Raw genomic sequence first — 22,463 nt, forward strand, 5'->3', positions numbered from 1 at the left:
ACGCCACTCCCCAGCTGACAACAAAGAACCCCGGAAGCCATGTGGCTTCCGGGGTTCTTTGTTTGAACCGTAGTTCCTGGCATGTGCCTAGGTGTTGGGGCGCTTCCCGTGGTTCGCGCCGCCACGCTTACGGTCACGACGCTTGCGTGCACGCTTGCTCATAGCTGGCCTCCTTAATGTTGGTACTCAAAAGAGCTGCCCTCAAGTCTCCCACATCACGGGGCGGCCCGCGAACCAGGAACAGCCGGATGACCTGCGCATTGACGGCGGTGGGACCCCTGGCGGGCTAAGAGCCCAGTGAGTTGCGGATGGAGATGCCGGCCTGTTCCAGGACTGTCCTCAGCGTTTCCAGTGCCACGGGACTGAGCGGTTGCCTGCCGGCGTGCAGCCGCAGCTCCGCCCTGAGGTCGTCCCGGAACTGCTGGAGCATCATTTCGGCTTCCTTGAGGGACCGCTGGCTTTCGGCCGGCAGCCGTCCGGGGACCCTGAACTCCGTGGACAGTGCGCTGGCGCGGGCTGCCTCTGCGGTGGCAGCAAGGTCCGCACGCAGCCCCCTCATGTTGCTGCGGATGTCCGCGCGCAGGTTGTCCGCCAGCCGACGGACAGAGGCTGAAATCTCGCTCTCCACGCCTGCCAGCTCGTCGCGGCGGCGGTTGAGCTCCGCCAGGCCTGCGGAGGTGATGTGGTAGTTCGTGCGGCGGCCGGCGGATTCGGTGGCAACCAGGCCTTCCTCCTCGAGTTTGCCCAGCCGGGGATAGATGGTGCCGGCGCTGGGGGAGTATGTCCCGCCGAACCGCTCCTTGAGCGCCTTGATGAGCTCATAGCCGTGTTTGGGCCCGGACTCAAGAAGCGCCAGAAGGTAAAGCCGGAGCGCGCCGTGGGCAAAGACCGGTGCCATCAGGTCCCTGCTTCTGCGTTTCCTGCCACGGTCCTGTGGAAGATGGAGGTCTTTCCGGACACTGAGTTGGTCCGCACCAGCATCAGCTGGCCGTCAGGGCCCGCAATGGTCTCCACCTTGCCTCCCACCACCGTGTACCGCTGGTCCCCGATCACCACCGCACCGCTGGCGGACTTGGCGATGATGTCCACGCCTACGTCGTGGGGCAGCCGGATGGTGATGTCTCCCGAAACTGAGTTCGCCCCGAAATCATGGGTGAAACCCAGGAGGTCGAAGCTCATGTCCCCGCTGACGGTGTTCGCCCGGATATTGCTGAGGCGGCCGGACGCCGTCACTTCACCGGAGACGCTCTTGGCCGTCAGGACCCCGGTGTGGTTGCGGATGGAGACTTCCCCGCTGACAGTCTGGACGTGCAGTTCCCCGGCTGTGCTGTCCGCCATGACCGAACCGGAAACCGTGCTGAGGCGGGTGTTCGCGGCTATGCCGGACACCAGCCCGTCGCCGCTGACGGTGCCGGCCTCCACGCTGACGTGGGCCGGCACGGCAATGCTGATGACGGCCGAGTTTTCGCTGTTGTGGTTGACCGTTCCCATCAGGTTCTTGAACCAGCCTTGCGGGCCGTGCAGCTGGTGGCGCACCTCCAGCCGGCCGTCGCTCAGGGAAACAGCCACCGGATCACCGTGCACATCCGAAATCTCTACCCGCGTGACGGGTTCCTGGTGCGTAACGACGTCGAAGCGTCCCTGCACCATGCCCAGTTTCAGGGACGTCACGCCGTCGACGTCGATGGTCTCCGGACTGGTGACAGTCCATTCTTGATCGGTCACGGGCCCTCCAGGCGATATATCGTGTTGACCCTTCCCAACGTACCCCTGCCCATGGGGCAGGTCAAGATATATCGCGAACCTGGTGCTACTCCGGAGCGTCCAGGCCCAGCCACTGGAACCAGCCACGGTGCAGCACCAGCCAGGCCATCAGCCCGTAGCCGGCCTGGCCGGGCGTGCCGCCCTGGGCTGCCAGGTCCTGCCGCCACTGTTCGTGGTTCAGGAGCGGGGAGAACGTGTCCACGTACAGGTGCTTGCGCCGGGTGGTGACGTCGGCGAAGGCGGTGTTGAGTTCGTCAAGGCGCCTGTTCTGGGCGGGGTCCAGGGTGGGGGGAGGGCCCACCACGAAGACCTCGATGCGGTTCTGGGACGCCGAGTCCAGGATGTTGGCCAGGTTGAGCCGGCTGCGTGCGGTGGAGAGCCCGAACTCGATGTCGCGTCCGGAGAGCCCGATCACCAGGCGGTTCTCCGCCTTGTCGCTGAAGCGGCGCCCGGCCTCTTCGAGCCAGCGCGCGGCAAGGCCTTCCGTCCCTTCCTCAGGGCAGGGGAGGGCGTAGCTTTCGAGGAGCATGCTGTCCCGGGGAGTGCGGGCCAGCACACGGCCCAGCCAGCCGAGGGCCCGGGGGTCACCCAGTCCGGCCAGCAGTTCATCTCCTACAGCTGCAATCCGCAGCTTCCTGTCTTCCACGCGTTCCTCTTTACGTCGGTGCCTTGCCGCCGCCGCGGGCCTGGTTCAGGCCGCGGGGTAGGGCCGTGCATGCGATTGGGGCTTTTCATTCAGCGCTGCCTGTTTCCTTCAGCGCTGTGCACTCCATTAAACAGAACCGCCCGGCCGGAGTCTGGGATTTCGACGTCCGGCCGGGCAGCCTTAGTGCTTATTTCCGTGCAAATGCCTGCTTCAGGAGGACATCCTGCTCCGCGGCGTGCCGTTTCATGGACCCGGCGGCAGTGGATGCCGACGCCGGACGCGAAACCAGCCGGATGGTGCGCTCCAGGGCACCCGGAAGGTTCAGGCCAATGAACGGCCACGGACCCTGGTTGGCAGGCTCGTCCTGCGCCCACACAACTTCCGCGTTCGGGTACTTGGCGAGTTCCTTTGCGATCTCCTCGTGCGGCAGCGGGTAGAGCTGCTCCACGCGGACGATCGCGGTGGTCTTGTCATCCGTCTTCTGCCGGGTGGACAGGAGATCGTAGTACAGGCGGCCGGAGACCAGCAGGACGCGTTCGACGGCGTCTCCCGCCAGCTGCTCGTGTTCCCCAATCACGGGGCGGAACGTGCCGGTGGTGAAATCCTCCACGGATGATGCCGCAGCCTTGAGGCGCAGCAGCTGCTTGGGCGTGAAGATGATCAGCGGCTTGCGCGGCCGGTTGTAGGCCTGGCGGCGCAGCAGGTGGAAGTGCGAGGCCGCCGTGGTGGGGTTGGCCACGATCATGTTCTCTTCGGCGCACAGCTGCAGGAACCGCTCGATCCTCGCGGAGGAGTGGTCCGGGCCCTGGCCTTCGTATCCGTGGGGCAGCATCAGGACCAGCGAGGACCGCTGTCCCCACTTCTGCTCCGCGGAGGAGATGAACTCGTCGATGATGGTCTGGGCACCGTTGACGAAGTCGCCGAACTGCGCCTCCCACAGGACCAGCGCATCCGGCCGCTCAACAGAGTAGCCGTACTCGAAGCCCATGGCCGCGTATTCCGAAAGCAGGGAGTCGTAGATCCAGAGCTTCGCCTGGTCGTCGGTGAGGTTGCCGAGCGGCAGCCATTCCTTGCCGTTGGCGCGGTCGTGGAAGACGGCGTGGCGCTGCACGAACGTGCCGCGGCGGGAGTCCTGTCCCGCCAGGCGTACAGGAACTCCTTCCATGATGAGTGAACCGAAGGCTGCGATTTCACCGAAGCCCCAGTCGATGCCGCCCTCGCGGGACATCTGTTCGCGCTTCTCGAGCAGCTGCTTGAGCTTCGCGTGGACGGTGAAGCCCTCGGGGACTTCCACGTGCGCCTTGCCGATCCGGGCCAGGGTGTCCGCGGAAATGGCCGTCGAGACCGGCGCGGAGGTGCCGGAGTCGGACTGCTGGGAGATGGGACGCTCGATGTCCGAGACAGCGGCAGTGTCTGCCGTGACGATCGGGATAGGGGAGGTCTGGGCCGCGTGGGTTTCGGCGAAGACGCGTTCCAGGCGCTCCTGGTAATCGCGGAGCAGCTGCTCGGCTTCTTCCTCGGTGATGTCGCCACGGCCGATCAGGGACTCGGTGTATAGCTTGCGGACCGAGCGCTTGGCCTCGATGAGGTTGTACATCAGCGGCTGGGTCATCGAGGGGTCGTCGCCCTCGTTGTGCCCGCGGCGGCGGTAGCAGACCATGTCGATGACGACGTCCTTGTGGAACCGCTGGCGGAACTCGTAGGCGAGCTGCCCGATGCGGACCACTGCCTCGGGGTCGTCGCCGTTCACGTGGAACACAGGGGCCTGGATCATCTTGGCAACGTCCGTGGAGTACGTGGACGAGCGTGATGATGACGGGGCCGTCGTGAAGCCCACCTGGTTGTTGACAACAACGTGGATGGTTCCGCCGGTGCGGTAGCCGCGGAGCTGGGACAGGTTGAGCGTTTCGGCGACAACGCCCTGGCCGGCAAATGCCGCGTCACCGTGGACCATGATCGGCAGGACAGGGAAGGACTCGCCCTGGTCCAGCCGGTCCTGCTTGGCGCGGACAATGCCCTCCAGGACGGGGTCCACCGCCTCAAGGTGGGACGGGTTGGCGGCGAGGTAGACCTTGGTTTCCTTGCCGTTGTCCGAGGTGAAGGTCCCCTCGGTGCCCAGGTGGTACTTGACGTCGCCGGATCCCTGCACGGAGCGGGGGTCCTGGGTGCCTTCGAATTCGCGGAAGACCTGCGCGTAGGTCTTGCCGGCGATGTTGGTGAGCACGTTCAGGCGGCCGCGGTGGGCCATGCCGATGGCTACCTCGTCCAGGCCGTCGTCGGCGGCGTCGGACATGATGGCGTCCAGCAGCGGAATCAGGGACTCGCCGCCCTCCAGCGAGAAGCGCTTCTGGCCGACGAACTTGGTCTGCAGGAAGGTTTCGAAGGCCTCGGCTGCGTTCAGCTTGGAAACGATGCGCAGCTGCTCTTCGCGGCTGGGCTTGGAGTAAGGGTGCTCCAGCTGGTCCTGGAACCATTTGCGTTCGGCAGGCTCCTGGATGTGCATGTATTCGATGCCGGTGGTGCGGCAGTAGGCATCGCGCAGGACGCCCAGGATGTCGCGGAACTTGAGCATCGGCTTGCCGCCGAAGCCGCCGGTGGGCCATTCACGGTCCAGGTCCCAGAGCGTCAGCCCGTAGGTCAGGACGTCGAGGTCCGGGTGCTTGCGCTGGACATACTCCAGGGGATCGGTGTCCGCCATCAGGTGGCCGCGGACGCGGTAGGAGTGGATCAGCTGCTGGATCCGTGCCACCTTGTTGATTTCGTCGGCCGGGTCCACCTGCTTGTCGGCGCTCCAGCGCACGGGCTCGTACGGGATACGGAGCGACTCGAAGATTTCATCGTAGAAGTTCTGTGCGCCGAGGAGCAGCTGGTGGACAAGCTTGAGGAACTCGCCGCTGCCGGCACCCTGGATCACGCGGTGATCGTAGGTGGAGGTCAGGGTGAGGACCTTGCTGATCGCGTTCTGGGCGATGATCTTTTCGCTGGCACCCTGGAATTCTGCGGGGTAGTCGAGGGCGCCGACGCCGATGATGGCAGCCTGGCCCTTGGACAGGCGGGGCACCGAGTGGACGGTGCCGATGCCGCCGGGGTTGGTCAGCGACACGGTGGTGCCCTGGTGGTCCTCCGCCGTGAGCTTGCCGTTGCGGGCGCGCTTGATCAGGTCCTCGTAGGTGTGCCAGAACTCGGAGAAGTTGAGGGTTTCGGCCTTCTTGATGTTCGGGACCATGAGCAGGCGGGTGCCGTCCGGCTTCGGCATGTCGATGGCAATGCCGAAGTTCACGTGGGCCGGCTGGACGGCAACGGGCTTGCCGTCCACTTCGTCGTAGTACACGTTCATGGAGGGGAACTGGGAGAGCGCGCGGATCACGGCGTAGCCGATGAGGTGTGTGAAGGACACCTTGCCGCCTCGGGCGCGGGCCAGGTTCGAGTTGATGACCACGCGGTTGTCGATCAGCAGCTTGGCCGGGATGGCGCGGACGCTGGTGGCCGTGGGCACCTGGAGGCTGGTGACCATGTTCGTGGCGATGGCCTTTGCCGGTCCGCGGAGGACGGAGACGACGTCTTCCTCAGGAGCGGTGGGTGCCTTGACGTTCTTGGGCAGCTGCGCCGGGATGGGCTGGGAGCCGGTTCCGGCCTCGGTCTTCTTGCCGCCGTCGCGGGCAACGGTGGCGGGGGCCTTCTTTGCCGGTGCGGGCGCGGAGGCCGGTGGAGCGGACGGTACCGGCGGGACCGCAGGTGCTGCTGCCGGCGACGGTGCCGGGGCTGCATTTACTGACGGCATTTCCCTGGTAGCGGGATGGGCAGAATTTCCGTTGGAAGAAGAACTGCCCGACCCGAACGATTCAAACAGCGGCCACCACTTGGCATCCACGGCGTTCTTGTCCTGCTGGTACTGCTCGTACAGTTCGTCAACGAGCCACTCGTTTCCGCCAAATTCCTCTGGTAGACGGTGGCTAGGCTGCTCTGGCACTTGAAATACGCCTCTTCCATGAGTTTGATTTCTCCCCGGCCCCACGGTGCTTCAGCAACACGTTCGAACCGATTTCTGCGTCCTCTGAACCCAGACCTTTGCAAGTCTAGTGAGCATCGTGTGTTAACTGCCAATAAGGGTGACCCAAATCATGAAGTGACGCGGGGATGGCGGAATATGGCGGAAAACGGCGTCATCAACGGTGTGTTGCCCGGCGGCGGAAAGACCGCCAGCGAAGCACCCGGCGGGTGGCAGTGCGGGTGAAGCTGGCGCAGGTGCCTCCTGTAGACTGAAGCTCTTATGGACAGTAAATCTAGGTGCCGGCCTGGGGGCTGTCAGCGGAGCATGAAGAGCAGCACCGCGCAGTCCACCCGCAGAGCCGGCAAACCCCGAACGCCAGCCCATCATCCGCCGGCAGCGCGGCCGGCCAGCGGCCCCGGGAAACGGGCACCGGCTTCAGCCGACCATCCTCCCCCGGGAAGACGTTCCAGTCTCCGCAACTTTCCTTCTTCAGCCATGACATTCGCCACCGCCGTCCAGGCGGGATGCTGAATGGAATGGCTTCTCCTTGCAGCAGGCCTGCTGCTGATTGCCGGCACCGGATTCTTTGTGGCCGTCGAGTTCTCCCTTATCGCCCTGGACCAGCCCACGGTCCAACGTGCCATTGACGACGGCGACACCGGTGCTGTCCCTTTGCTCACCTGCCTGAAATCGCTGTCCACGCAGCTGTCCAGCTGCCAGCTGGGCATCACTCTGACAACGCTCCTGACCGGCTACGTGATGGAGCCATCGGTGGGACGCCTCCTGGAAGCCCCCCTGGCCGCCGTCGGACTTCCCGATGTCGCCGTCGCTTCCGTCTCCCTGGTCCTGGCCATGGTGCTCGCTACCCTGCTCTCCATGCTCCTGGGCGAACTGGTGCCGAAGAACATGGCCATCGCGCTGTCCTTCCCGGTTGGCCGTGCGCTCGCCCGGCCCCAGCTGATGTTCACGGCCGTCTTCAAGCCGGCCATCGTGGTACTCAACGGATTCTCCAACAGAGTGCTGAACGTCTTCGGACTGGAGGCGAAGGAAGAAATTTCCGGTGCCCGGACACCGGCGGAACTCGCATCACTGGTGCGCCGGTCCGCGGCCATGGGAACGCTCGACGCCGGCACTGCCAACTTCGTGGCGCGTACCCTCAACTTCTCCGCCAGGACAGCGGCAGACGTCATGACGCCCCGCATCCGGGTGGAAACGATTGATGCCGACCAGCCCGTCTCGGATGTCCTCAGTGCTGCACGCCGGACCGGATACTCGCGGTTCCCGGTGATTGGTGATTCCGCGGATGACATCCGGGGGCTGGTCCACGTCAAGAAGGCAGTGGCTGTGCCGTGGGACCGCCGGCAGAACCTGGAAGCCGGTGCCATCATGACGGAGGTGCTGAGGGTCCCCGAAACCATCCACCTCGACGCCCTGCTTGCGGAACTCCGCGAGGGCAACCTCCAGCTCGCCGTCGTCCTGGACGAGTACGGCGGAACCGCCGGCATCGCCACGCTCGAGGACCTGGTGGAGGAAATCGTGGGAGAGGTGGCGGACGAGCATGACAAGGTCCGCCCGGGACTCCTGCAGAGTGCCTCCGGCGACTGGTACTTCCCGGGCTTGCTCCGCCCGGACGAGCTGTCCGAGCAGATTCCCCGGCTGAGCGTCCCGGACGAAGCCGCCTACGAAACCGTGGGCGGATACGTCATGAGCAAGCTGGGCCGGATCGCCGTCGTTGGGGATACTGTCCCCGTTGGCGGCGGCACGCTGAGCGTCACCAGGATGGACGGGCGCCGCATTGACCGGATCTGTTTCCGGCCGGCTGCCGACTCCGACGACAACGACCGCGCGGACAGCTCCCAGCGCGACGATCATCCCAGGCGCGACGACAAGTCCACCCGGAACGGCAGGAACCAACGCGACGACAGGGCTGGACAATGAGCGACTGGGCCGGGATCCTCTGGCTGGCTGTGCTGCTGCTCGGCAACGCGTTTTTCGTGGCCGCAGAATTTGCCGTCATGTCCGCGCGGCGCAGCCAGATCGAACCGCTGGCCGAGGCAGGGTCCAAGCGGGCGCAGACCACCCTCCGCGCCATGGAGAACGTGTCGCTGATGCTGGCATGCGCACAGCTTGGCATCACCGTCTGCTCCCTCCTGATCCTGCTGGTGGCAGAACCAGCCATCCACCACCTCCTCGCCGTACCGCTGGAGACGCTGGGCCTGCCGAAGGAAGTTGCCGATGTGGCAGCGTTCGCGGTGGCGCTGATGCTGGTGACGTTCCTGCACGTGACCTTCGGGGAAATGGTGCCAAAGAACATCTCGGTTAGCGTGGCTGACAAGGCGGCGCTCCTGCTTGCCCCGCCGCTGATGTTCGTTGCCCGGCTGGTCCACCCCGTCATCTCGGTCCTCAACTGGTCGGCCAACCACATCCTCAAGCTCCTCCGCATCGAGCCCAAGGATGAGGTGAACTCCTCCTTCACGCTGGAGGAAGTGCAGTCCATTGTCCAGGAGTCCACCCGCCACGGGCTGGTGGATGACGACGCCGGGCTCATCACCGGCGCGCTGGAATTCTCCGAGTACACGGCCGCGGACATCATGGTTCCCCTGGAGAAGCTGGTTATGCTCCGGGCCGCCACCACGCCAGTGGAGTTCGAGAAGGCCGTGAGCCGCACCGGATTCTCCCGGTTCCCCATGCTTGACGAGGACGACATGCTGTACGGCTACCTCCACGTCAAGGATGTGCTCTCCATCCCCGAGCAGGCATATGAGCGGCCCATCGCCGAGAGCCGCATCCGCTCCCTGGCAAACCTCGCGCTGGACGATGAGATCGAGAAGGCAATGTCCGTCATGCAGCGCACCGGATCCCACCTTGCACGGGTGATCGGGCCCGACGGCAACACCAAGGGCGTCCTGTTCCTGGAAGACGTGATCGAGCAGCTCGTCGGCGAAATCCGGGATGCAACCCAGGCCACCGGCATCCGGCGGCTGGGGCAGCCCAACGGGGGTTAGCGGGAGGTGCCCTTCTCCCGCGGGCGGTGGGCACCGGTGTCATGGCACCCTTCTGTTCTAAATAGGAATCATTCCCATTTAGGTATAAGCTGGGAGGGTTGTTTTCGCCCCTTCCCACTGAATGAGGTTTCCGTGCGCCGTCCCGCCGCTGCCCGATCGTCCCTCGCTGCCCTTGCCGGGCTTGGCCTGCTCCTGACCGGGTGCAGCCCGCAGGCCGAACCCGCGCCGGACGCCGCCGACGGAATCAACATCGTCGCCTCAACAAACGTCTACGGTGACATTGCCAAAACCATTGGCGGGGACAAGGTCAGCGTGACCGCCATCATCACCAAGACCAGCCAGGACCCGCATTCCTACGAAGCCACCGCCCAGGACCGGCTGATGGTCTCGAAAGCCGACCTCGTCCTGGAAAACGGCGGCGGCTACGACGACTTCATCCACACCCTGGCGGAGGACAGCGGCCTCGACGACGCGAAGGTGCTCAACGCCGTCGAACTTTCCGGCCTGGCGCACCCTGAAGGGGAGGAAGCCGCCGCGGAAGCCCCGGCGACGGAACCCGCGGCAGAGGACGAATCTGCCCACGACCACGGCGAATTGAACGAGCACGTCTGGTACAGCCTTCCGGCGGTGGAACAGCTGGCCGACGAGATCGCCGCCAAGCTGGCCGAGCTCGAGCCCGCCTCTGCCTCGACATTCCAGTCCAACGCCTCCACTTTCAAAGCCGGCATAGAAGAACTGCACGGAAAGCTGGACGCACTGAAGGCCGCTTCGGCGGGTGCCCAGGTGGCCGTGACCGAGCCGGTGCCGGTGTACCTCCTGGCGGACGCCGGGCTGGTGAACGCTACTCCCGAGGACTACACTGCTGCGATTGAAGAAGGCTCGGACGTCCCGCCGGCAGTGCTCAAGGCCGCCACGGACCTCGTGGCTTCGAAGTCGGTGCGCCTGCTCGCCTACAACAGCCAGACCGAAGGCCCGCAGACGGAGTCGCTCAAGAAGGCGGCGGAAACTGCGGGTGTTCCCGTGGTCGACTTCAGCGAAACACTGCCGGAGGGCAAGACGTACCTTCAGTGGATGACGGACAATGTGGACAACATCACCAACGTTCTGGAGACAAATAGTTGAAACCCGTGGTCAGCCTCACCGGAGCGTCCCTGAAGTTCGGTAAGCGGGCGCTCTGGGAGGACCTGGACCTGGACATCATGCCCGGCGAGTTCTTCGCCGTCCTGGGTCCCAACGGAAGCGGCAAGACCAGTTTCCTGAAGGTCCTGCTGGGGCTCCAGGACCTGCACCGGGGGCAGGCCCTGCTTGGCAGCCGCCCGGTGGAACGGGGCAGCAGCCTCATCGGCTACATACCCCAGCAGAAATCATTCGCCCCGGACACTCCGATGCGCGCCCGGGACCTCGTCGGCCTCGGCGTGGACGGCCACCGGTGGGGCCTGCGCCTGTCCCCGGGCAAGGCCAACCGCAGGATCGACCAGCTCCTTGAACTGGTAGGGGCCACGGAGTATGCGAGAGTCCCGGTAGGCCAGCTGTCCGGCGGCGAACAGCAGCGGCTGCGGGTTGCGCAGGCCCTTGCCACCGATCCCCAGATCCTGTTGTGCGATGAGCCCCTGCTCTCCCTGGACCTCCACCACCAGCAGGCGGTCAGTGCCCTGATCAATAAGCAATGCCGTGAGCAAAACAGTGCCGTGGTTTTCGTGACGCACGAAATCAACCCCATCATCGACTATGTGGACCGGGTGCTGTACCTCGCCGGCGGCCGCTTCAAGGTGGGTACGCCCGAAGAGGTCATGACCACCGAGGTCCTTTCCGACCTTTACGGAAGCCACGTTGAGGTGATCCACGCCAACGGGCGCATCGTGGTGGTGGGCCTGCCGGATGCCACCACCCACCACCATGCCCCAACGCATGTGCTGGCCGGAGAGGCAGCCTGATGGATTGGGACAGCATTCTCGGCGCCATCTTCAGCTTCGAAAACTACGGCGAACTCCTGGTGCTGGTGCAGAACTCCATCTGGGCCGGTGCCGTCCTGGGTCTCCTGGGCGGCCTGGTGGGGACCTTCGTGATGAAGCGCGACCTGGCGTTTGCGGTGCACGGCATCTCCGAACTCTCCTTCGCCGGGGCCGCTTTTGCTCTGCTCATCGGCGCCGACATTGTGTTTGGATCGCTGATCGGGTCCGTCACCGCGGCGCTGTTGCTGGGCCTGATGGGTGTCCGGGCCAGGGACAAAAACTCGATCATCGGCGTCATCATGCCGTTCGGGCTTGGGTTGGGCATCCTGTTCCTGTCCCTCTATGAAGGCCGGGCCGCCAACAAGTTCGGCCTGCTCACCGGACAGATAGTCTCCGTGGACACGGTCCAGCTGCAGGCGCTTGCCGGAACGGCCGTCGTGGTGATGGTGGCCCTGGCGGCCATCTGGCGGCCCCTCAATTTCGCCAGCGTCGATCCTGAACTTGCCGAGGCGCGCGGAGTTCCCGTGCGGACGCTTGCCATCGTCTTCATGGTCCTGCTGGGCGTCAGCGTGGCCCTGTCCATCCAGGTGGTGGGAGCCCTCCTGGTCCTGGCCCTGCTGATTACTCCTGCCGCGGCCGCGCTCCGGGTGACGTCCTCGCCGGTTGCCGTGGTGCTGCTCAGCGTGGCCTTCGCGATGACTGCCACCGTTGGCGGGATCCTGCTGGCGCTGGGAGGACGCATCCCGATCAGCCCCTATGTCACCACATTGTCCTTCCTGATCTACGTGGTGTGCCGGGTGGTTGGCTCGGTGCGGGCCCGGAAGGGAATCAACGGGCGGGTCCTGGCGGGAACGGCTTAGGGGCTTCCGGCGGCCTTGCGCGCAGTGCAGTCCGGGCACAGGCCGAAGATCTCCACGGTATGGGCCACCTCTGTGAACCCGTGTTCCGCAGCTGTACGCGCCGCCCAGGTCTCCACCGCCGGAGCCTCGACTTCCACTGCCTTTCCGCAGTTCCGGCACAGCAGGTGGTGGTGGTGACCGGTCACGGCGCAGCGGCGGTACACGGCCTCGCCGTCGCCGTTGCGCAGCACGTCCACCAGGCCCTCGTCCGCGAGCGACTGGAGAATCCGGTAGGCGGTTGCCAGTGAGACCGAAACGCCCTGGTTCTGGAGGATCCGGTAGAGCTCCTGGGTGCTGACGAAATCGTCCAGTTCATCCAGCGCCGCGCTGACGGCCCTGCGCTGCTTCGTGACGCGCTGCTCCTTGCCGCCGCCCGTCGCCGGGGACGACGTGGTGGAATCAGCCTTGGCGCCGACGGGCATGGGTGGACTCGCTTCCTCAGGATGGTGGCAAAGATCCAGATTACCAGCCGGAGCTTCGTGGACATGGTCCCGGGGCGGACCCTAGGCTGGCGCTATGAAGCTGACGAAGTACACGCATTCCTGTGTCCGGCTGGAAAAAGACGGCAGGGTCCTGGTCCTGGATCCGGGCAACTTTTCGGAATCGGCTGAGGCCCTGCAGTCCGCGGAAGCGGTCCTGGTAACGCACGAGCACGCCGACCACATTGATGTTCCGGCCGTGGTGGACGCTTTGCGCGCAAACGCCGGACTGGCAGTCTTCGCCCCGGCGCGTGTTACCGGACAGCTGCAGGACAAGGCCACCGGCGAGGCCGCCCGCATTCACGCCGTGAACCCGGGCTCCACCTTCCAGGCGGCCGGTTTCACCATCCGCAGCTTCGGCGGCCAGCATGCCCTGATCCACCCGCAGATCCCCATCGTGGCCAACATCGGCTACCTGATTGACGACAATGTCTACCATCCGGGAGACTCCTTTGTGATCCCGGACGGCATCAGCGTCAAGACGCTGCTGGTTCCCCTCCACGCACCGTGGAGCAAGTCCGCCGAGGTGCTGGACTTCGTGATCGGCGTCAGGGCGCCGCGCGCATTCCAGATCCACGACGGACTGCTCAACGAGAACGGCCTGAAGGTTGTGGAAGGCCATGTCCAGCGGATCGGTGCCAAGTACGGCACCGAATACACCCACCTGGCGGCCCGGGAGTCTGTGGAGGTCTAGGCCAGCTCTCCTGTCCAGGTGCCTGTGTCCATGAACCGCCGGAGGACCGCTTCGTACGGCGCCGGGTCCAGCCCCTGGGCGGCCAGCCACTCCTGGTTGTAATAGTTGCCCGCATAGCGTTCACCGCCGTCGCACATCAGTGAAACGATGCTGCCCTTGCGGCCCGTGGCGACCATTTCTGCCACCAGCTGCCACACACCCCAGAGGTTGGTCCCGGTGGAGGGGCCGGCGTGGAGTCCCGCAAGGCCGTGGAGGTGGCGCATCGCAGCTACTGACGCGGCGTCCGGAACCTGCACCATGCGGTCGATCACGGACGGCACGAAGCTGGGTTCCATCCGCGGCCGCCCGATCCCCTCGATCCGGGACGGCAGGCCTGCCGGCGCGCCGGAGGTGCCCCGCCAGCCCGGGTAGAACGCCGAATTTTCCGGATCCACCACCAGCAGTTGTGTCGAGTAGCTGTGGTAGCGGAGGTACCTGCCGATGGTGGCACTGGTTCCGCCAGTGCCGGCTCCCACCACGATCCACTCGGGTACAGGGTGTTCCTCCAGCGCGAGCTGGCCAAAGATGGATTCGGCAATGTTGTTGTTTCCCCGCCAGTCGGTTGCCCGCTCGGCGTAGGTGAACTGGTCCATGTAGTGGCCGTTGCAGGTTTCTGCGACCTCCTGTGCGGCCGCGTACACCTCGGACGCGTGCTCCACCAGCAGGCAGGATCCGCCGAACTGCTCGATCAGGGCGATCTTCTCGGGACTGGTGGTGCGGGCCATCACGGCAACAAAGGGCAGGCCCAGGAGCTGCGCGAAATACGCCTCGGACACAGCCGTGCTGCCGCTGGAAGCCTCCACGATGGTGGTGTCCTCACGGATCCAGCCGTTCACCAGCCCGAAGAGAAAAAGTGAGCGGGCCAGCCGGTGCTTGAGGCTGCCGGAGCGGTGCGTGGATTCGTCCTTGAGGTAGAGGTGGACGCCCCAGTGCTCCGGAAGGGGGACGGCGTAGAGGTGGGTGTCGGCAGAACGGTTGTTTTCTGCTCGGATCTTGCGGATTGCCTGGTCTGCCCAGTCCCGGTCCGCGGTGTACCGGCTGGCGCTGCGCTCGATCTTCACCGCACCAGCCTACCCGCGGCGGGAAGGGCTGCCGATAGAGTGGATCCGTTGGCCAAACCACCGCTGGAGGAGTGCAGTGAACCCCCTGATGGACGTTGCCGGTCTGCAGGCCCGCCTTGCGGATCACCGGCGCACGGTACTGCTGGATGTGCGCTGGGCGCTGGGCGATCCCCACGGCTACCGCCACTACCTGCAGGAGCACCTGCCGGGTGCCGTGTTCGTGGACCTGCAGACGGAACTTGCTGCTCCAGCGGTTCCCGAACGGGGCCGCCATCCGCTGCCGGCGGCGGAAGATTTCGAAGCGGGCGCCCGGCGCTGGGGCATCAACGACCGTGACGTCGTGGTGGCCTACGATGACAGCGGCAACATGGCGGCGGCGCGGGTGTGGTGGAAGCTCCGCAACGGCGGCCTGGCGGAGGTATACCTGCTCGACGGCGGCCTGGCCGCCTGGCGTGCCGCGGGGCTTCCGCTCGAAGCGGGGCCCGTTGTTCCGGACCCCGGCGGTGTGCATCTGACGAACGGGAAGATGCCGGCCATCGATGCCGCCGCAGCCGCCGCTTGGCCGGACGCGGGCCTCCTGCTCGACGCACGGGCGGGGGAGAGGTACCGCGGCGAGTTTGAGCCCATTGATCCGCGGGCCGGGCATATCCCCGGGGCTATCAGTGCGCCGACATCGGAAAACGTGGACGGCAGCGGGCGGTTCCTGGCCCCCGCCGCGCTGCGCCGCCGCTTCGAGTCGATGGGCGTCCGCGACGGAGTGCAGGTGGCGGTGTACTGCGGATCCGGAGTTACTGCCGCCCATGAAGTCGCAGCCCTGGAAATCGCAGGATTCCCCGCTGCACTTTATCCGGGGTCGTTCTCGGAGTGGTCCAACAACCAGGACCTGCCCGTGGCCACCGGGGCTGAACCGGGCCGCGGCAGCGGAGGGCCGGGTGGCACCACGCCTCCGGGCAAGGGTAGCGTCGCATCATGACTCCAGGACGCCCCGTACCTCCGCCCCTTGCCAAACCAGTCGCCCCGGAAGCTGCCACTCCTGAGGCAACTGCTGCCGACGGCGGCCGCCCCGCTGCCGCGTTCGGCGCGACGTCACCGGACAGCGGACTCGTGCCGCTGACGCTCGCCCGGCGCGCTCCCGGGGCGGACGACGTCGAAATCGCCATCGAGTTCTGCGGCCTGTGCCACTCGGACGTGCACGCCACCCGCGGCGAGTGGGGCGGCAAGGTCTGGCCGCTGGTGCCCGGACACGAGATTGTGGGCACCGTCAGCCGGGTGGGTTCCGCTGTTGTGGACTTGGCCGTGGGTGACCGGGTGGGTGTGGGGTGCATCGTCGATTCCTGCCGTCATTGCGAAAGCTGCCTGGACGGCCTTGAACAGTACTGCGAAAACGGCATGACCGGCACCTACGGAGCCGTGGACCGCCGGAACGGTGATGCCGTCACCCAGGGCGGCTACGCCTCGTCCATCGTGGTGGACCGGCGCTACGTTCTCCGGGTGCCGGAAGCGCTTGATCCTGCCTCCGCTGCGCCACTGCTCTGCGCGGGGGTGACAACCTTTTCCCCGCTGCGGCACTTCGAGGTCGAAGACGGCGACGTCGTGGGCGTGGTGGGGCTGGGCGGCCTGGGCCATATGGCCGTCAAGCTTGCCAAGGCCATGGGAGCGAGGGTGGTGGTGTTCACGACGTCGGAGGCCAAGGTTGCGGCCGCCCTTGAGCTCGGCGCGGACGAGGTTGTCCTGTCCCGGGACGAGGACGCGATGGCCGCCGCCAACCGCAGCATCGACCTCATTATCGACACCGTGGCAGCTCCGCACGACCTCAACCCCTACTTCCGGACACTCCGCGTTGACGGTGCACTCTTCCAGCTGGGGCTCCCCTCGGAGCCGATGCCGCCCGTCAACCCTGGAGCACTGATCCGGCGCCGGATCGCCTACGCCGGCTCCCTCATCGGCGGCATTGCAGAAACGCAGGAGATGCTGGATTTTTGCGCGGAGCACGGAGTGGCCGCGGAGATCGAGATGGTCCGCGCCGACCAGCTTAACGAGGCCTACGACCGGATGGTGGCAGGCGATGTGAAGTACCGTTTTGTGCTGGACACCAGCACGCTGCAGGCACCCGCCAAGGAGGCACACGCATGAGCACACTGTTCACCAGGATCCTGAACGGCGAAATCCCGGGCCGCTTTGTCTGGCGGGAACCGGAGGTAGCTGCCTTCCTCACCACCGGGCCGCTCGCGGACGGCCACACGCTGGTGGTCCCCACCGAGGAAGTGGACCGCTGGACCGACGCATCCCCGGAGACCTTGGCCAAAGTCATGGAAGTGGCCCGCCGGATCGGCGCGGTCCAGGTGGAGGTCTTCGACGCGGCGCGGGCAGGCCTTATTGTGGCCGGCTACGAGATCAACCACCTCCACGTGCACGTTTGGCCTTCCCGGAGCATGGCAGAGTTCAACTTCGCCACCGCGGACCAGAACCCGGACCCGGACGTCCTGGACGCCAATGCGGAGAAACTCCGCCAGGGCCTCCGGGCTGCCGGATACGGCGAGTTCGTTCCGGCCTGACCTCCAGCCCTGCGCGGACCCCGGGGCGGGTCCGCGCGCGGCAGGGGAAGGGACTCCTAAGCCGGGGCCAACGCCTTGTTGAGCACGGCACGGATGCGCTTCTCGGACACCGAATACGCTGTCCCGAGCTCGACGGCGAACAGGCTCACCCGGAGCTCTTCGAGCATCCAGCGCACCTGGGTTAATTCCGGTCCGGCCTTGCGTCCCGGAAGCAGGGCAGACACGGCGTCGTCGTAGTCGTCCTCGAGCCGCTGCACCACGGCCATGTTGAGGGCATCCCGCTGGACGTTCCCCGGCAGGCGTTCCAGCCGCTTTTCGATGGCCGAAAGATACCTGGGGAGCTGGCTGAGCTGTGCGTAGCCCGTCCGTGCCACAAAGCCCGGATACACCAGCTGCTCCAGTTGGCTCTTGACATCATTGAGGGCGGAAATGAGGGCCAGGCTGGTGGTTCCCTTCAGCTGCTTTTCGATCCGCCGGGTGCTGGCAAGGATGCGCTCCACCACTGCCGTCACGCTGAACACCGTGTCGATCAGTTCGGCCCGGACCACCTCATACAGGCGGTCAAAGGACGCCCGGTCCCACGGCAGTTCCTGGGGCGTGAGCTTGTCGATGGCCGCCAGCGCACAATCGGCGATCAAGGCCGAGACGGAGCCGTGCGGGTTCTGGCTGAACGTCAGTTTCTCGGTGTTGCTCAGGTGCTCCAGCACGTAGCGGTCCGGTGCCGGAACACGCAGGGCCAGCAGGCGGATGACACCCCCGCGCATCGCCTCCGACTGTTCTGCCGCCGTCTGGAAGACCCGGAGCGCCACCGACGTTCCCTGGTCCACAAGCGCCGGGTATCCCGTGACGGTGTGGCCCTTGACGGAGTTGCTCACCTGCCGCTGAAGGGTCCCGAAATTCCATTCCGTCAGGCCGTCCTGCTCCCTGAAACCGGTTGGGCCTGCGGTTCGCGGCGCTGTGGCCGGCTGCTGTCCTCCGGGGGAGCCGCCGTCGAGCGCTTTCCCGGATGCCTGTGCCGCTTTCCTGCCGTTGCCGGGTGCCGTGGACGCAGGCGTCGCGCCGAGGGATTCGGCAATGGCCCGCCGGGTGGCCGGAGCCAGCTTCTCCTGCAAGGCTGCGAGGTCTTTGCCCTCATCCAGGACCTTGCCCCTGCTGTCCACCACCTTGAAGGACACGCGCAGGTGGGCCGGGACGGCGTCCCAGTTCCACGATCCAGGCGGGACGATATGCCCGCGGATGCGCCGCAGGGCAAGCTCAAGGGACGGTTCCAGTTCATCCGCCGCCGGATCAAAGTCGGCTTCCAGCACTGCCACTGCCTGGCGCGCCACGTCCGGGGCAGGAACGAAGTTCTTCCGGATCTGCTTGGGCAGCGACTTGATCAGGGCTGTCACCAGTTCCACGCGCTGCCCGGGGATCAGCCAGCGGAAGGCTTTGTCGTCCAGCTGGTTGAGGAACAGGACCGGCACTTCGGCGGTAACGCCGTCGGAGGGATTGGGCGGTGACCCCGGAGCAACCGGATGGAACTCGTAGCTCAGCGGAAGCTCGAAGCCCTTGTGCAGCCAGGTCTTGGGGTAGGCGGAGTCATCGAGGTCCTCCGCGTCGTCGCTGAGGAGGAGGGATTTGTCGTAGTCCAGGAGGTCCGGGTTCTTCTGCCGCGCCTCCTTCCACCACTTGTCGAAGTGCCGCTCGGACACCACGTCAGGTCCGATCCGCGCATCGTAGAACTCGAACAGCGTCTCGTCATCCACCAGGAGGTCCCGGCGGCGCATCCTGGCCTCCAGCTCCTCCACCTCATGCAGGAGCGCCCGGTTGCGGTGGAAGAACTTGTGGTGGGTTTTCCAGTCGCCTTCCACCAAAGCATGGCGGATGAAGAGTTCCCGTGCGACGACGGGGTCAACCCTGCCGTAGTTGATCCTGCGTTGGGCGATGATGGGCACGCCGTAAAGGGTGACCTTCTCGTAGGCCATCACCGCACCCTGCCGGGTGGACCAGTGCGGTTCGCTGTAGCTGCGCTTCACCAGGTCCGGCGCCACCTGTTCGGCCCACACAGGATCGAACTTCGCAGCCACCCTCGCCCAGAGGCGGCTGGTCTCCACCAGCTCCGCTGCCATCACGAACGTGGGCGACTTCTTGAAGAGGGCCGAGCCGGGGAAGATGGCGAACCGGCTGCCCCGGGCACCTGCATACTCGCGCTTGCGTTCGTCAAAGATGCCGATGTGGCTCAGGAGCCCGGAAAGAAGGCTGATGTGGATGCCTTCGTGGTTGCCCACCGGATCGGCAAGCCGCTTGTTGTCGAGGCTGATGCCGAGGGGCCGGGCCAGTTGCCGCAGCTGGGCAAACAGGTCCTGCCACTCCCGGACCCGGAGGTAATTGATGAACTCGGCCCGGCACATCCGGCGGAAGGCCGACGACGACAGCTCCTGCTGCTTCTCCTGGATGTAGTTCCAGAGGTTGAGGAAGCCGGTGAAGTCCGAGTTCTCGTCCTTGAACCGGTTGTGCTTTTCCGCCGCGAGTTGCTGCTTGTCTGTTGGACGCTCGCGCGGGTCCTGGATGGTGAGGGCAGCTGCCAGGATCATCACCTCGCGGACGCAGCCGCGTTTTCCCGCCTCCACGATCATCCGGCCCAGCCGTGGGTCCACCGGCAGTTGGGCAAGCTTCTGTCCGACGGCCGTGAGCCCGCCGCCGCTTTTCGTTCCGTCCGTGCCGTTCTGCGGCCGGGCGGCCGCGAGGGCGCCGAGTTCGCGGAGCAGCGTGACGCCGTCGTTGATTGCCCGCGTTTCAGGTGGTTCCACGAACGGGAAGTTTTCGACATCCTTGGGGCCGCGGGCCACTCCCATGGCGGTCATCTGCAGGATGACGGCGGCGAGGTTGGTCCGCAGGATCTCCGGATCCGTGTAGAGGGGCCGGGACTCGAAGTCTTCCTCGGAGTAAAGGCGGATGGCGATGCCGTCCGAGACGCGGCCGCACCGCCCCGAACGCTGGTTGGCGGACGCCTGTGAGACCCGCTCAATGGGCAGGCGCTGGACCTTGGTGCGGTGCGAGTACCTGGAGATGCGGGCGGTTCCGGTGTCGATCACGTATTTGATGCCCGGCACGGTGAGTGAGGTTTCCGCCACGTTGGTGGCCAGCACGATCCGCCGCTTGTTGCCCGGGTGGAACACCTTGTGCTGTTCCTGCAGGCTCAGCCGGGCGAAGAGCGGAAGGACTTCCGTTCCGGCCAGCCGGCGGTTGGACTGGATGCGGGCCTGCAGTGCGTCGGCCGCATCCCGGATCTCGCGTTCGCCGGAAAAGAAGACCAGGATGTCGCCGGGTGCTTCGGCGGCGAGTTCGTCGACGGCGTCGCACACGGCGTCGAGGGGGTCGCGGTCTTCCTCAAGTTCGTCGTCGGAACCATCCTCATCATCGGGACCAGCTCCACCGGGCGGCTGCGACAGCGGGCGGTAGCGGATCTCCACGGGGTAGGTCCGCCCGGAGACCTCGACGATGGGGGCGGGTTGGTCGGCTGTGCCGAAATGGCTGGCAAACCGTTGGGGGTCGATGGTGGCGGAGGTGATGATCACCTTGAGGTCCGGACGCTGCGGCAGGATCCGCTTCAAGTAGCCCAGGATGAAGTCGATGTTCAGGCTGCGCTCGTGGGCCTCATCGATGATGATGGCGTTGTACTTGCGGAGCAGCTTGTCCCGCTGGATTTCCGCCAGCAGGATGCCGTCCGTCATCAGCTTGACCTTCGTGGCGCGGCTGACTTCCCCGGTGAAGCGGACTTGGAAGCCCACTTCCTGGCCGATGTCCACGCCCAGTTCCTCGGCGATGCGCTCAGCCACGGTGCGCGCGGCCAGCCGGCGGGGCTGCGTATGGCCGATCAGGCCATTCTCGCCCAGCCCAAGCTCAAGGCACATCTTGGGAATCTGGGTTGTCTTACCGGAGCCGGTCTCACCGGCAATGATGGTGACCTGGTTTGCTGCGATGGCGGCCATCAGGTCTTCGCGCCGTTCGGAGACCGGCAGCTCAGCGGGATAGGCGATGTGAAGTGTCATGTCTGCTGACAGTCTACTGCGGGAGCCCGGGCATCCCGTTTCGACTGTCTGCAGTTGCTTCCCTTCCTGGCCGGAAGGGGGTGTTGCCGGCTTAGAAAACGCGGAGCGTGTAGTTGATGCTGGGAAGGTCCAGGGCTGACCACGCTTCGTGGGATTCCACTGGAGGCGTATGTCCCCTTCCGTCACGCAGAAGCGCTGACACGGTGGCGGCGAGAACGACGAGGATGACGATGAGGAGGGCGGTTATGAGGATTTCCATGCCTCCATGCTTCTCCTGTCAGCAACCCAAAAAAAGTGGCAGAAACGCCCAAAAAGCTAAAATTCCTGCCACAATGGAAGCATGCTCACATCAGTCGCGGTCATCGTTGTTCCCAACTTCTCGATGTTCGAATTCGGTACGGCGTGCGAGGTCTTCGGCATTGACAGATCGGCCCGGGGCAGCGGGGTTCCGGCTTTCGATTTCCGGGTGTGCACCCCCTGCCCGGGAAACGTGCCGTTGAAGTCGGGGCTGTCCATGAACGTGGGCCTGGGACTCGAGGCCACGGAGGATGCGGACCTGGTCATCATGGCCCCCTACGGCCGGGACGAGGAACTGCCCGAACCGGTTCTGGAGGCGCTCCGTGCTGCGGATGCCAGGGGTGCCTGGGTCATGTCTATCTGCTCCGGGGCGTTTGCCCTGGCCCGGGCCGGCTTGCTCGACGGGCGCCGCTGCACCACCCACTGGCACTATTCCGGCCAGTTGGCCGCCGAATACCCGCTCGTCCGGGTTGACGAAAACGTGCTGTATGTCCAGGACGGCAACATCATCTCCTCCGCAGGCACCGCCGCGGGAATCGATGCCTGCCTCCACCTGGTGCGGGTGGAACTGGGCGCGCACGTGGCTGCCGCGATCGCCAGGGACATGGTGGTTCCTCCGCACCGCGATGGCGGCCAGGCGCAGTTCATCGACCGGCCCATGCCCGCCTGCGGTTCAGCCCCCATGGAAAAACTGCTGCGCTGGATGGTGGAAAACCTGGAGCACGAGCACACCGTGAATGAACTGGCGGCACGGGTCCACATGTCGCCGAGGACCTTTGCACGTCGGTTCAGGTCGGAGACTGGAGCCACCCCCGCAGCCTGGCTCAACTCGCAGCGCGTACTCCGTGCCCAGGAGCTCCTTGAATCCACTGACCTCAACATCGACGAGATCGCCAGGGAGTCCGGCTTCGGGCACCCTGTCCTGTTGCGCCACCACTTCGCCAAGGTCCTGGACACCAGTCCGCAGTCATACCGCCGGGCCTTCCGCGGCCAGCTTGCCGAGGTGGGGTAGCTCCTGCCTGGCACGAACGGAACGGACTCCGGCCG

Annotated in this window: 19 protein-coding genes; 10 read left to right on the forward strand and 9 right to left on the reverse strand. The window is 65.6% G+C overall.

Features of this window, described 5'->3' with window-relative positions; genetic code table 11:
• Window positions 1-87: 87 nt before the first annotated feature.
• From HTS88_RS22490 to HTS88_RS13170, 5 genes are all read right to left on the reverse strand, one after another.
• Window positions 88-162 carry a 50S ribosomal protein bL37 gene (locus HTS88_RS22490; protein WP_369299106.1) on the reverse strand — a complete coding sequence of 25 codons (75 nt, stop codon included), beginning with the start codon at window positions 160-162 and terminating at the stop codon, window positions 88-90.
• Between the two features lie 124 nt (window positions 163-286).
• A complete protein-coding gene (locus HTS88_RS13155) occupies window positions 287-898 on the reverse strand; it encodes a PadR family transcriptional regulator (RefSeq protein WP_174179068.1) in 612 nt (203 codons plus the stop codon).
• A complete protein-coding gene (locus HTS88_RS13160; RefSeq protein WP_174179070.1) occupies window positions 898-1,725 on the reverse strand; it encodes a DUF4097 family beta strand repeat-containing protein in 828 nt (275 codons plus the stop codon). Before HTS88_RS13160 ends, HTS88_RS13155 begins: the two co-directional genes overlap by 1 nt.
• Window positions 1,726-1,810: 85 nt before the next feature.
• On the reverse strand, window positions 1,811-2,410 hold the full coding sequence (locus tag HTS88_RS13165) for a GDSL-type esterase/lipase family protein (protein ID WP_156507369.1): 600 nt from the start codon (window positions 2,408-2,410) through the stop codon (window positions 1,811-1,813).
• A 187-nt stretch (window positions 2,411-2,597) separates the two neighbouring features.
• Window positions 2,598-6,380: a multifunctional oxoglutarate decarboxylase/oxoglutarate dehydrogenase thiamine pyrophosphate-binding subunit/dihydrolipoyllysine-residue succinyltransferase subunit gene (locus HTS88_RS13170; protein ID WP_174179072.1), complete on the reverse strand. Its 3,783-nt coding sequence runs from the start codon at window positions 6,378-6,380 to the stop codon at window positions 2,598-2,600.
• A gap of 552 nt (window positions 6,381-6,932) precedes the next feature.
• Between HTS88_RS13170 and HTS88_RS13175 the strand changes: the two genes are divergently transcribed.
• The 5 genes from HTS88_RS13175 to HTS88_RS13195 all read left to right on the forward strand — a co-directional run bounded on the left by HTS88_RS13175 (window position 6,933) and on the right by HTS88_RS13195 (window position 12,218).
• Complete coding sequence (locus HTS88_RS13175; RefSeq protein ID WP_246256292.1) at window positions 6,933-8,339, forward strand: hemolysin family protein; 1,407 nt, start codon at window positions 6,933-6,935, stop codon at window positions 8,337-8,339.
• Window positions 8,336-9,406, forward strand: coding sequence for a hemolysin family protein (locus HTS88_RS13180; protein ID WP_174179074.1), 1,071 nt, complete (start codon window positions 8,336-8,338; stop codon window positions 9,404-9,406). The genes HTS88_RS13175 and HTS88_RS13180 overlap by 4 nt, the downstream gene beginning before the upstream one ends.
• A gap of 132 nt (window positions 9,407-9,538) precedes the next feature.
• Complete coding sequence (locus tag HTS88_RS13185) at window positions 9,539-10,528, forward strand: metal ABC transporter solute-binding protein, Zn/Mn family (protein WP_174179076.1); 990 nt, start codon at window positions 9,539-9,541, stop codon at window positions 10,526-10,528.
• A complete protein-coding gene (locus tag HTS88_RS13190; protein WP_174179079.1) occupies window positions 10,525-11,340 on the forward strand; it encodes a metal ABC transporter ATP-binding protein in 816 nt (271 codons plus the stop codon). The genes HTS88_RS13185 and HTS88_RS13190 overlap by 4 nt, the downstream gene beginning before the upstream one ends.
• Window positions 11,340-12,218: a metal ABC transporter permease gene (locus HTS88_RS13195; RefSeq protein ID WP_174179081.1), complete on the forward strand. Its 879-nt coding sequence runs from the start codon at window positions 11,340-11,342 to the stop codon at window positions 12,216-12,218. Before HTS88_RS13190 ends, HTS88_RS13195 begins: the two co-directional genes overlap by 1 nt.
• Here HTS88_RS13195 and HTS88_RS13200 read toward each other — a convergent pair.
• Window positions 12,215-12,679 carry a Fur family transcriptional regulator gene (locus HTS88_RS13200; RefSeq protein ID WP_174179083.1) on the reverse strand — a complete coding sequence of 155 codons (465 nt, stop codon included), beginning with the start codon at window positions 12,677-12,679 and terminating at the stop codon, window positions 12,215-12,217. The two genes, HTS88_RS13195 and HTS88_RS13200, sit on opposite strands and share 4 nt — an antisense overlap.
• Window positions 12,680-12,773: 94 nt before the next feature.
• On the opposite strand from HTS88_RS13200, the gene HTS88_RS13205 reads away from it, so the two are divergent.
• Window positions 12,774-13,430, forward strand: coding sequence for an MBL fold metallo-hydrolase (locus tag HTS88_RS13205; RefSeq protein ID WP_174179085.1), 657 nt, complete (start codon window positions 12,774-12,776; stop codon window positions 13,428-13,430).
• Here HTS88_RS13205 and HTS88_RS13210 read toward each other — a convergent pair.
• On the reverse strand, window positions 13,427-14,530 hold the full coding sequence (locus tag HTS88_RS13210; RefSeq protein ID WP_174179087.1) for a pyridoxal-phosphate dependent enzyme: 1,104 nt from the start codon (window positions 14,528-14,530) through the stop codon (window positions 13,427-13,429). The two genes, HTS88_RS13205 and HTS88_RS13210, sit on opposite strands and share 4 nt — an antisense overlap.
• A 76-nt stretch (window positions 14,531-14,606) precedes the next feature.
• On the opposite strand from HTS88_RS13210, the gene HTS88_RS13215 reads away from it, so the two are divergent.
• Genes HTS88_RS13215 through HTS88_RS13225 form a run of 3 tightly spaced genes read left to right on the forward strand, consistent with a single transcriptional unit; the run spans window position 14,607 to window position 17,085 of the window.
• Complete coding sequence (locus tag HTS88_RS13215; RefSeq protein WP_174179089.1) at window positions 14,607-15,503, forward strand: rhodanese-like domain-containing protein; 897 nt, start codon at window positions 14,607-14,609, stop codon at window positions 15,501-15,503.
• Window positions 15,500-16,663, forward strand: a complete 1,164-nt coding sequence (locus HTS88_RS13220; protein WP_174179091.1) for an NAD(P)-dependent alcohol dehydrogenase — start codon at window positions 15,500-15,502, stop codon at window positions 16,661-16,663. The genes HTS88_RS13215 and HTS88_RS13220 overlap by 4 nt, the downstream gene beginning before the upstream one ends.
• Entirely contained in the window at window positions 16,660-17,085 is a 426-nt protein-coding gene (locus HTS88_RS13225; RefSeq protein WP_104184935.1) for an HIT family protein, read from the forward strand. Before HTS88_RS13220 ends, HTS88_RS13225 begins: the two co-directional genes overlap by 4 nt.
• Before the next feature lie 56 nt (window positions 17,086-17,141).
• On the opposite strand, the gene hrpA is transcribed toward HTS88_RS13225, so the two are convergent.
• Together hrpA and HTS88_RS13235 are read right to left on the reverse strand one after the other, a co-directional pair.
• Window positions 17,142-21,119, reverse strand: coding sequence for an ATP-dependent RNA helicase HrpA (gene hrpA / locus HTS88_RS13230; RefSeq protein ID WP_174179093.1), 3,978 nt, complete (start codon window positions 21,117-21,119; stop codon window positions 17,142-17,144).
• Window positions 21,120-21,210: 91 nt separating this feature from the next.
• The gene (locus HTS88_RS13235) at window positions 21,211-21,378 is read right to left on the reverse strand and encodes a hypothetical protein (protein WP_174179097.1); all 168 of its coding nucleotides are present in this window, start codon (window positions 21,376-21,378) and stop codon (window positions 21,211-21,213) included.
• A gap of 81 nt (window positions 21,379-21,459) precedes the next feature.
• Here HTS88_RS13235 and HTS88_RS13240 point away from each other — a divergent pair, with 81 nt between their 5' ends.
• The gene (locus HTS88_RS13240) at window positions 21,460-22,428 is read left to right on the forward strand and encodes a GlxA family transcriptional regulator (RefSeq protein WP_174179099.1); all 969 of its coding nucleotides are present in this window, start codon (window positions 21,460-21,462) and stop codon (window positions 22,426-22,428) included.
• Window positions 22,429-22,463 lie beyond the last annotated feature (35 nt).

The organism is Pseudarthrobacter oxydans (assembly GCF_013314975.1).
In the GTDB taxonomy this organism is placed as follows: domain Bacteria; phylum Actinomycetota; class Actinomycetes; order Actinomycetales; family Micrococcaceae; genus Arthrobacter; species Arthrobacter oxydans.

Coding starts and splice junctions, on each gene's coding strand:
- HTS88_RS13155 (WP_174179068.1), bottom strand. CDS start 898: ATGGCACCGGTCTTTGCCCACGGCGCGCTCCGGCTTTACCTTCTGGCG.
- HTS88_RS13175 (WP_246256292.1), top strand. CDS start 6,933: ATGGAATGGCTTCTCCTTGCAGCAGGCCTGCTGCTGATTGCCGGCACC.
- HTS88_RS13180 (WP_174179074.1), top strand. CDS start 8,336: ATGAGCGACTGGGCCGGGATCCTCTGGCTGGCTGTGCTGCTGCTCGGC.
- HTS88_RS13195 (WP_174179081.1), top strand. CDS start 11,340: ATGGATTGGGACAGCATTCTCGGCGCCATCTTCAGCTTCGAAAACTAC.
- HTS88_RS13200 (WP_174179083.1), bottom strand. CDS start 12,679: ATGCCCGTCGGCGCCAAGGCTGATTCCACCACGTCGTCCCCGGCGACG.
- HTS88_RS13205 (WP_174179085.1), top strand. CDS start 12,774: ATGAAGCTGACGAAGTACACGCATTCCTGTGTCCGGCTGGAAAAAGAC.
- HTS88_RS13220 (WP_174179091.1), top strand. CDS start 15,500: ATGACTCCAGGACGCCCCGTACCTCCGCCCCTTGCCAAACCAGTCGCC.
- HTS88_RS13225 (WP_104184935.1), top strand. CDS start 16,660: ATGAGCACACTGTTCACCAGGATCCTGAACGGCGAAATCCCGGGCCGC.
- hrpA (WP_174179093.1), bottom strand. CDS start 21,119: ATGACACTTCACATCGCCTATCCCGCTGAGCTGCCGGTCTCCGAACGG.
- HTS88_RS13235 (WP_174179097.1), bottom strand. CDS start 21,378: ATGGAAATCCTCATAACCGCCCTCCTCATCGTCATCCTCGTCGTTCTC.
- HTS88_RS13240 (WP_174179099.1), top strand. CDS start 21,460: ATGCTCACATCAGTCGCGGTCATCGTTGTTCCCAACTTCTCGATGTTC.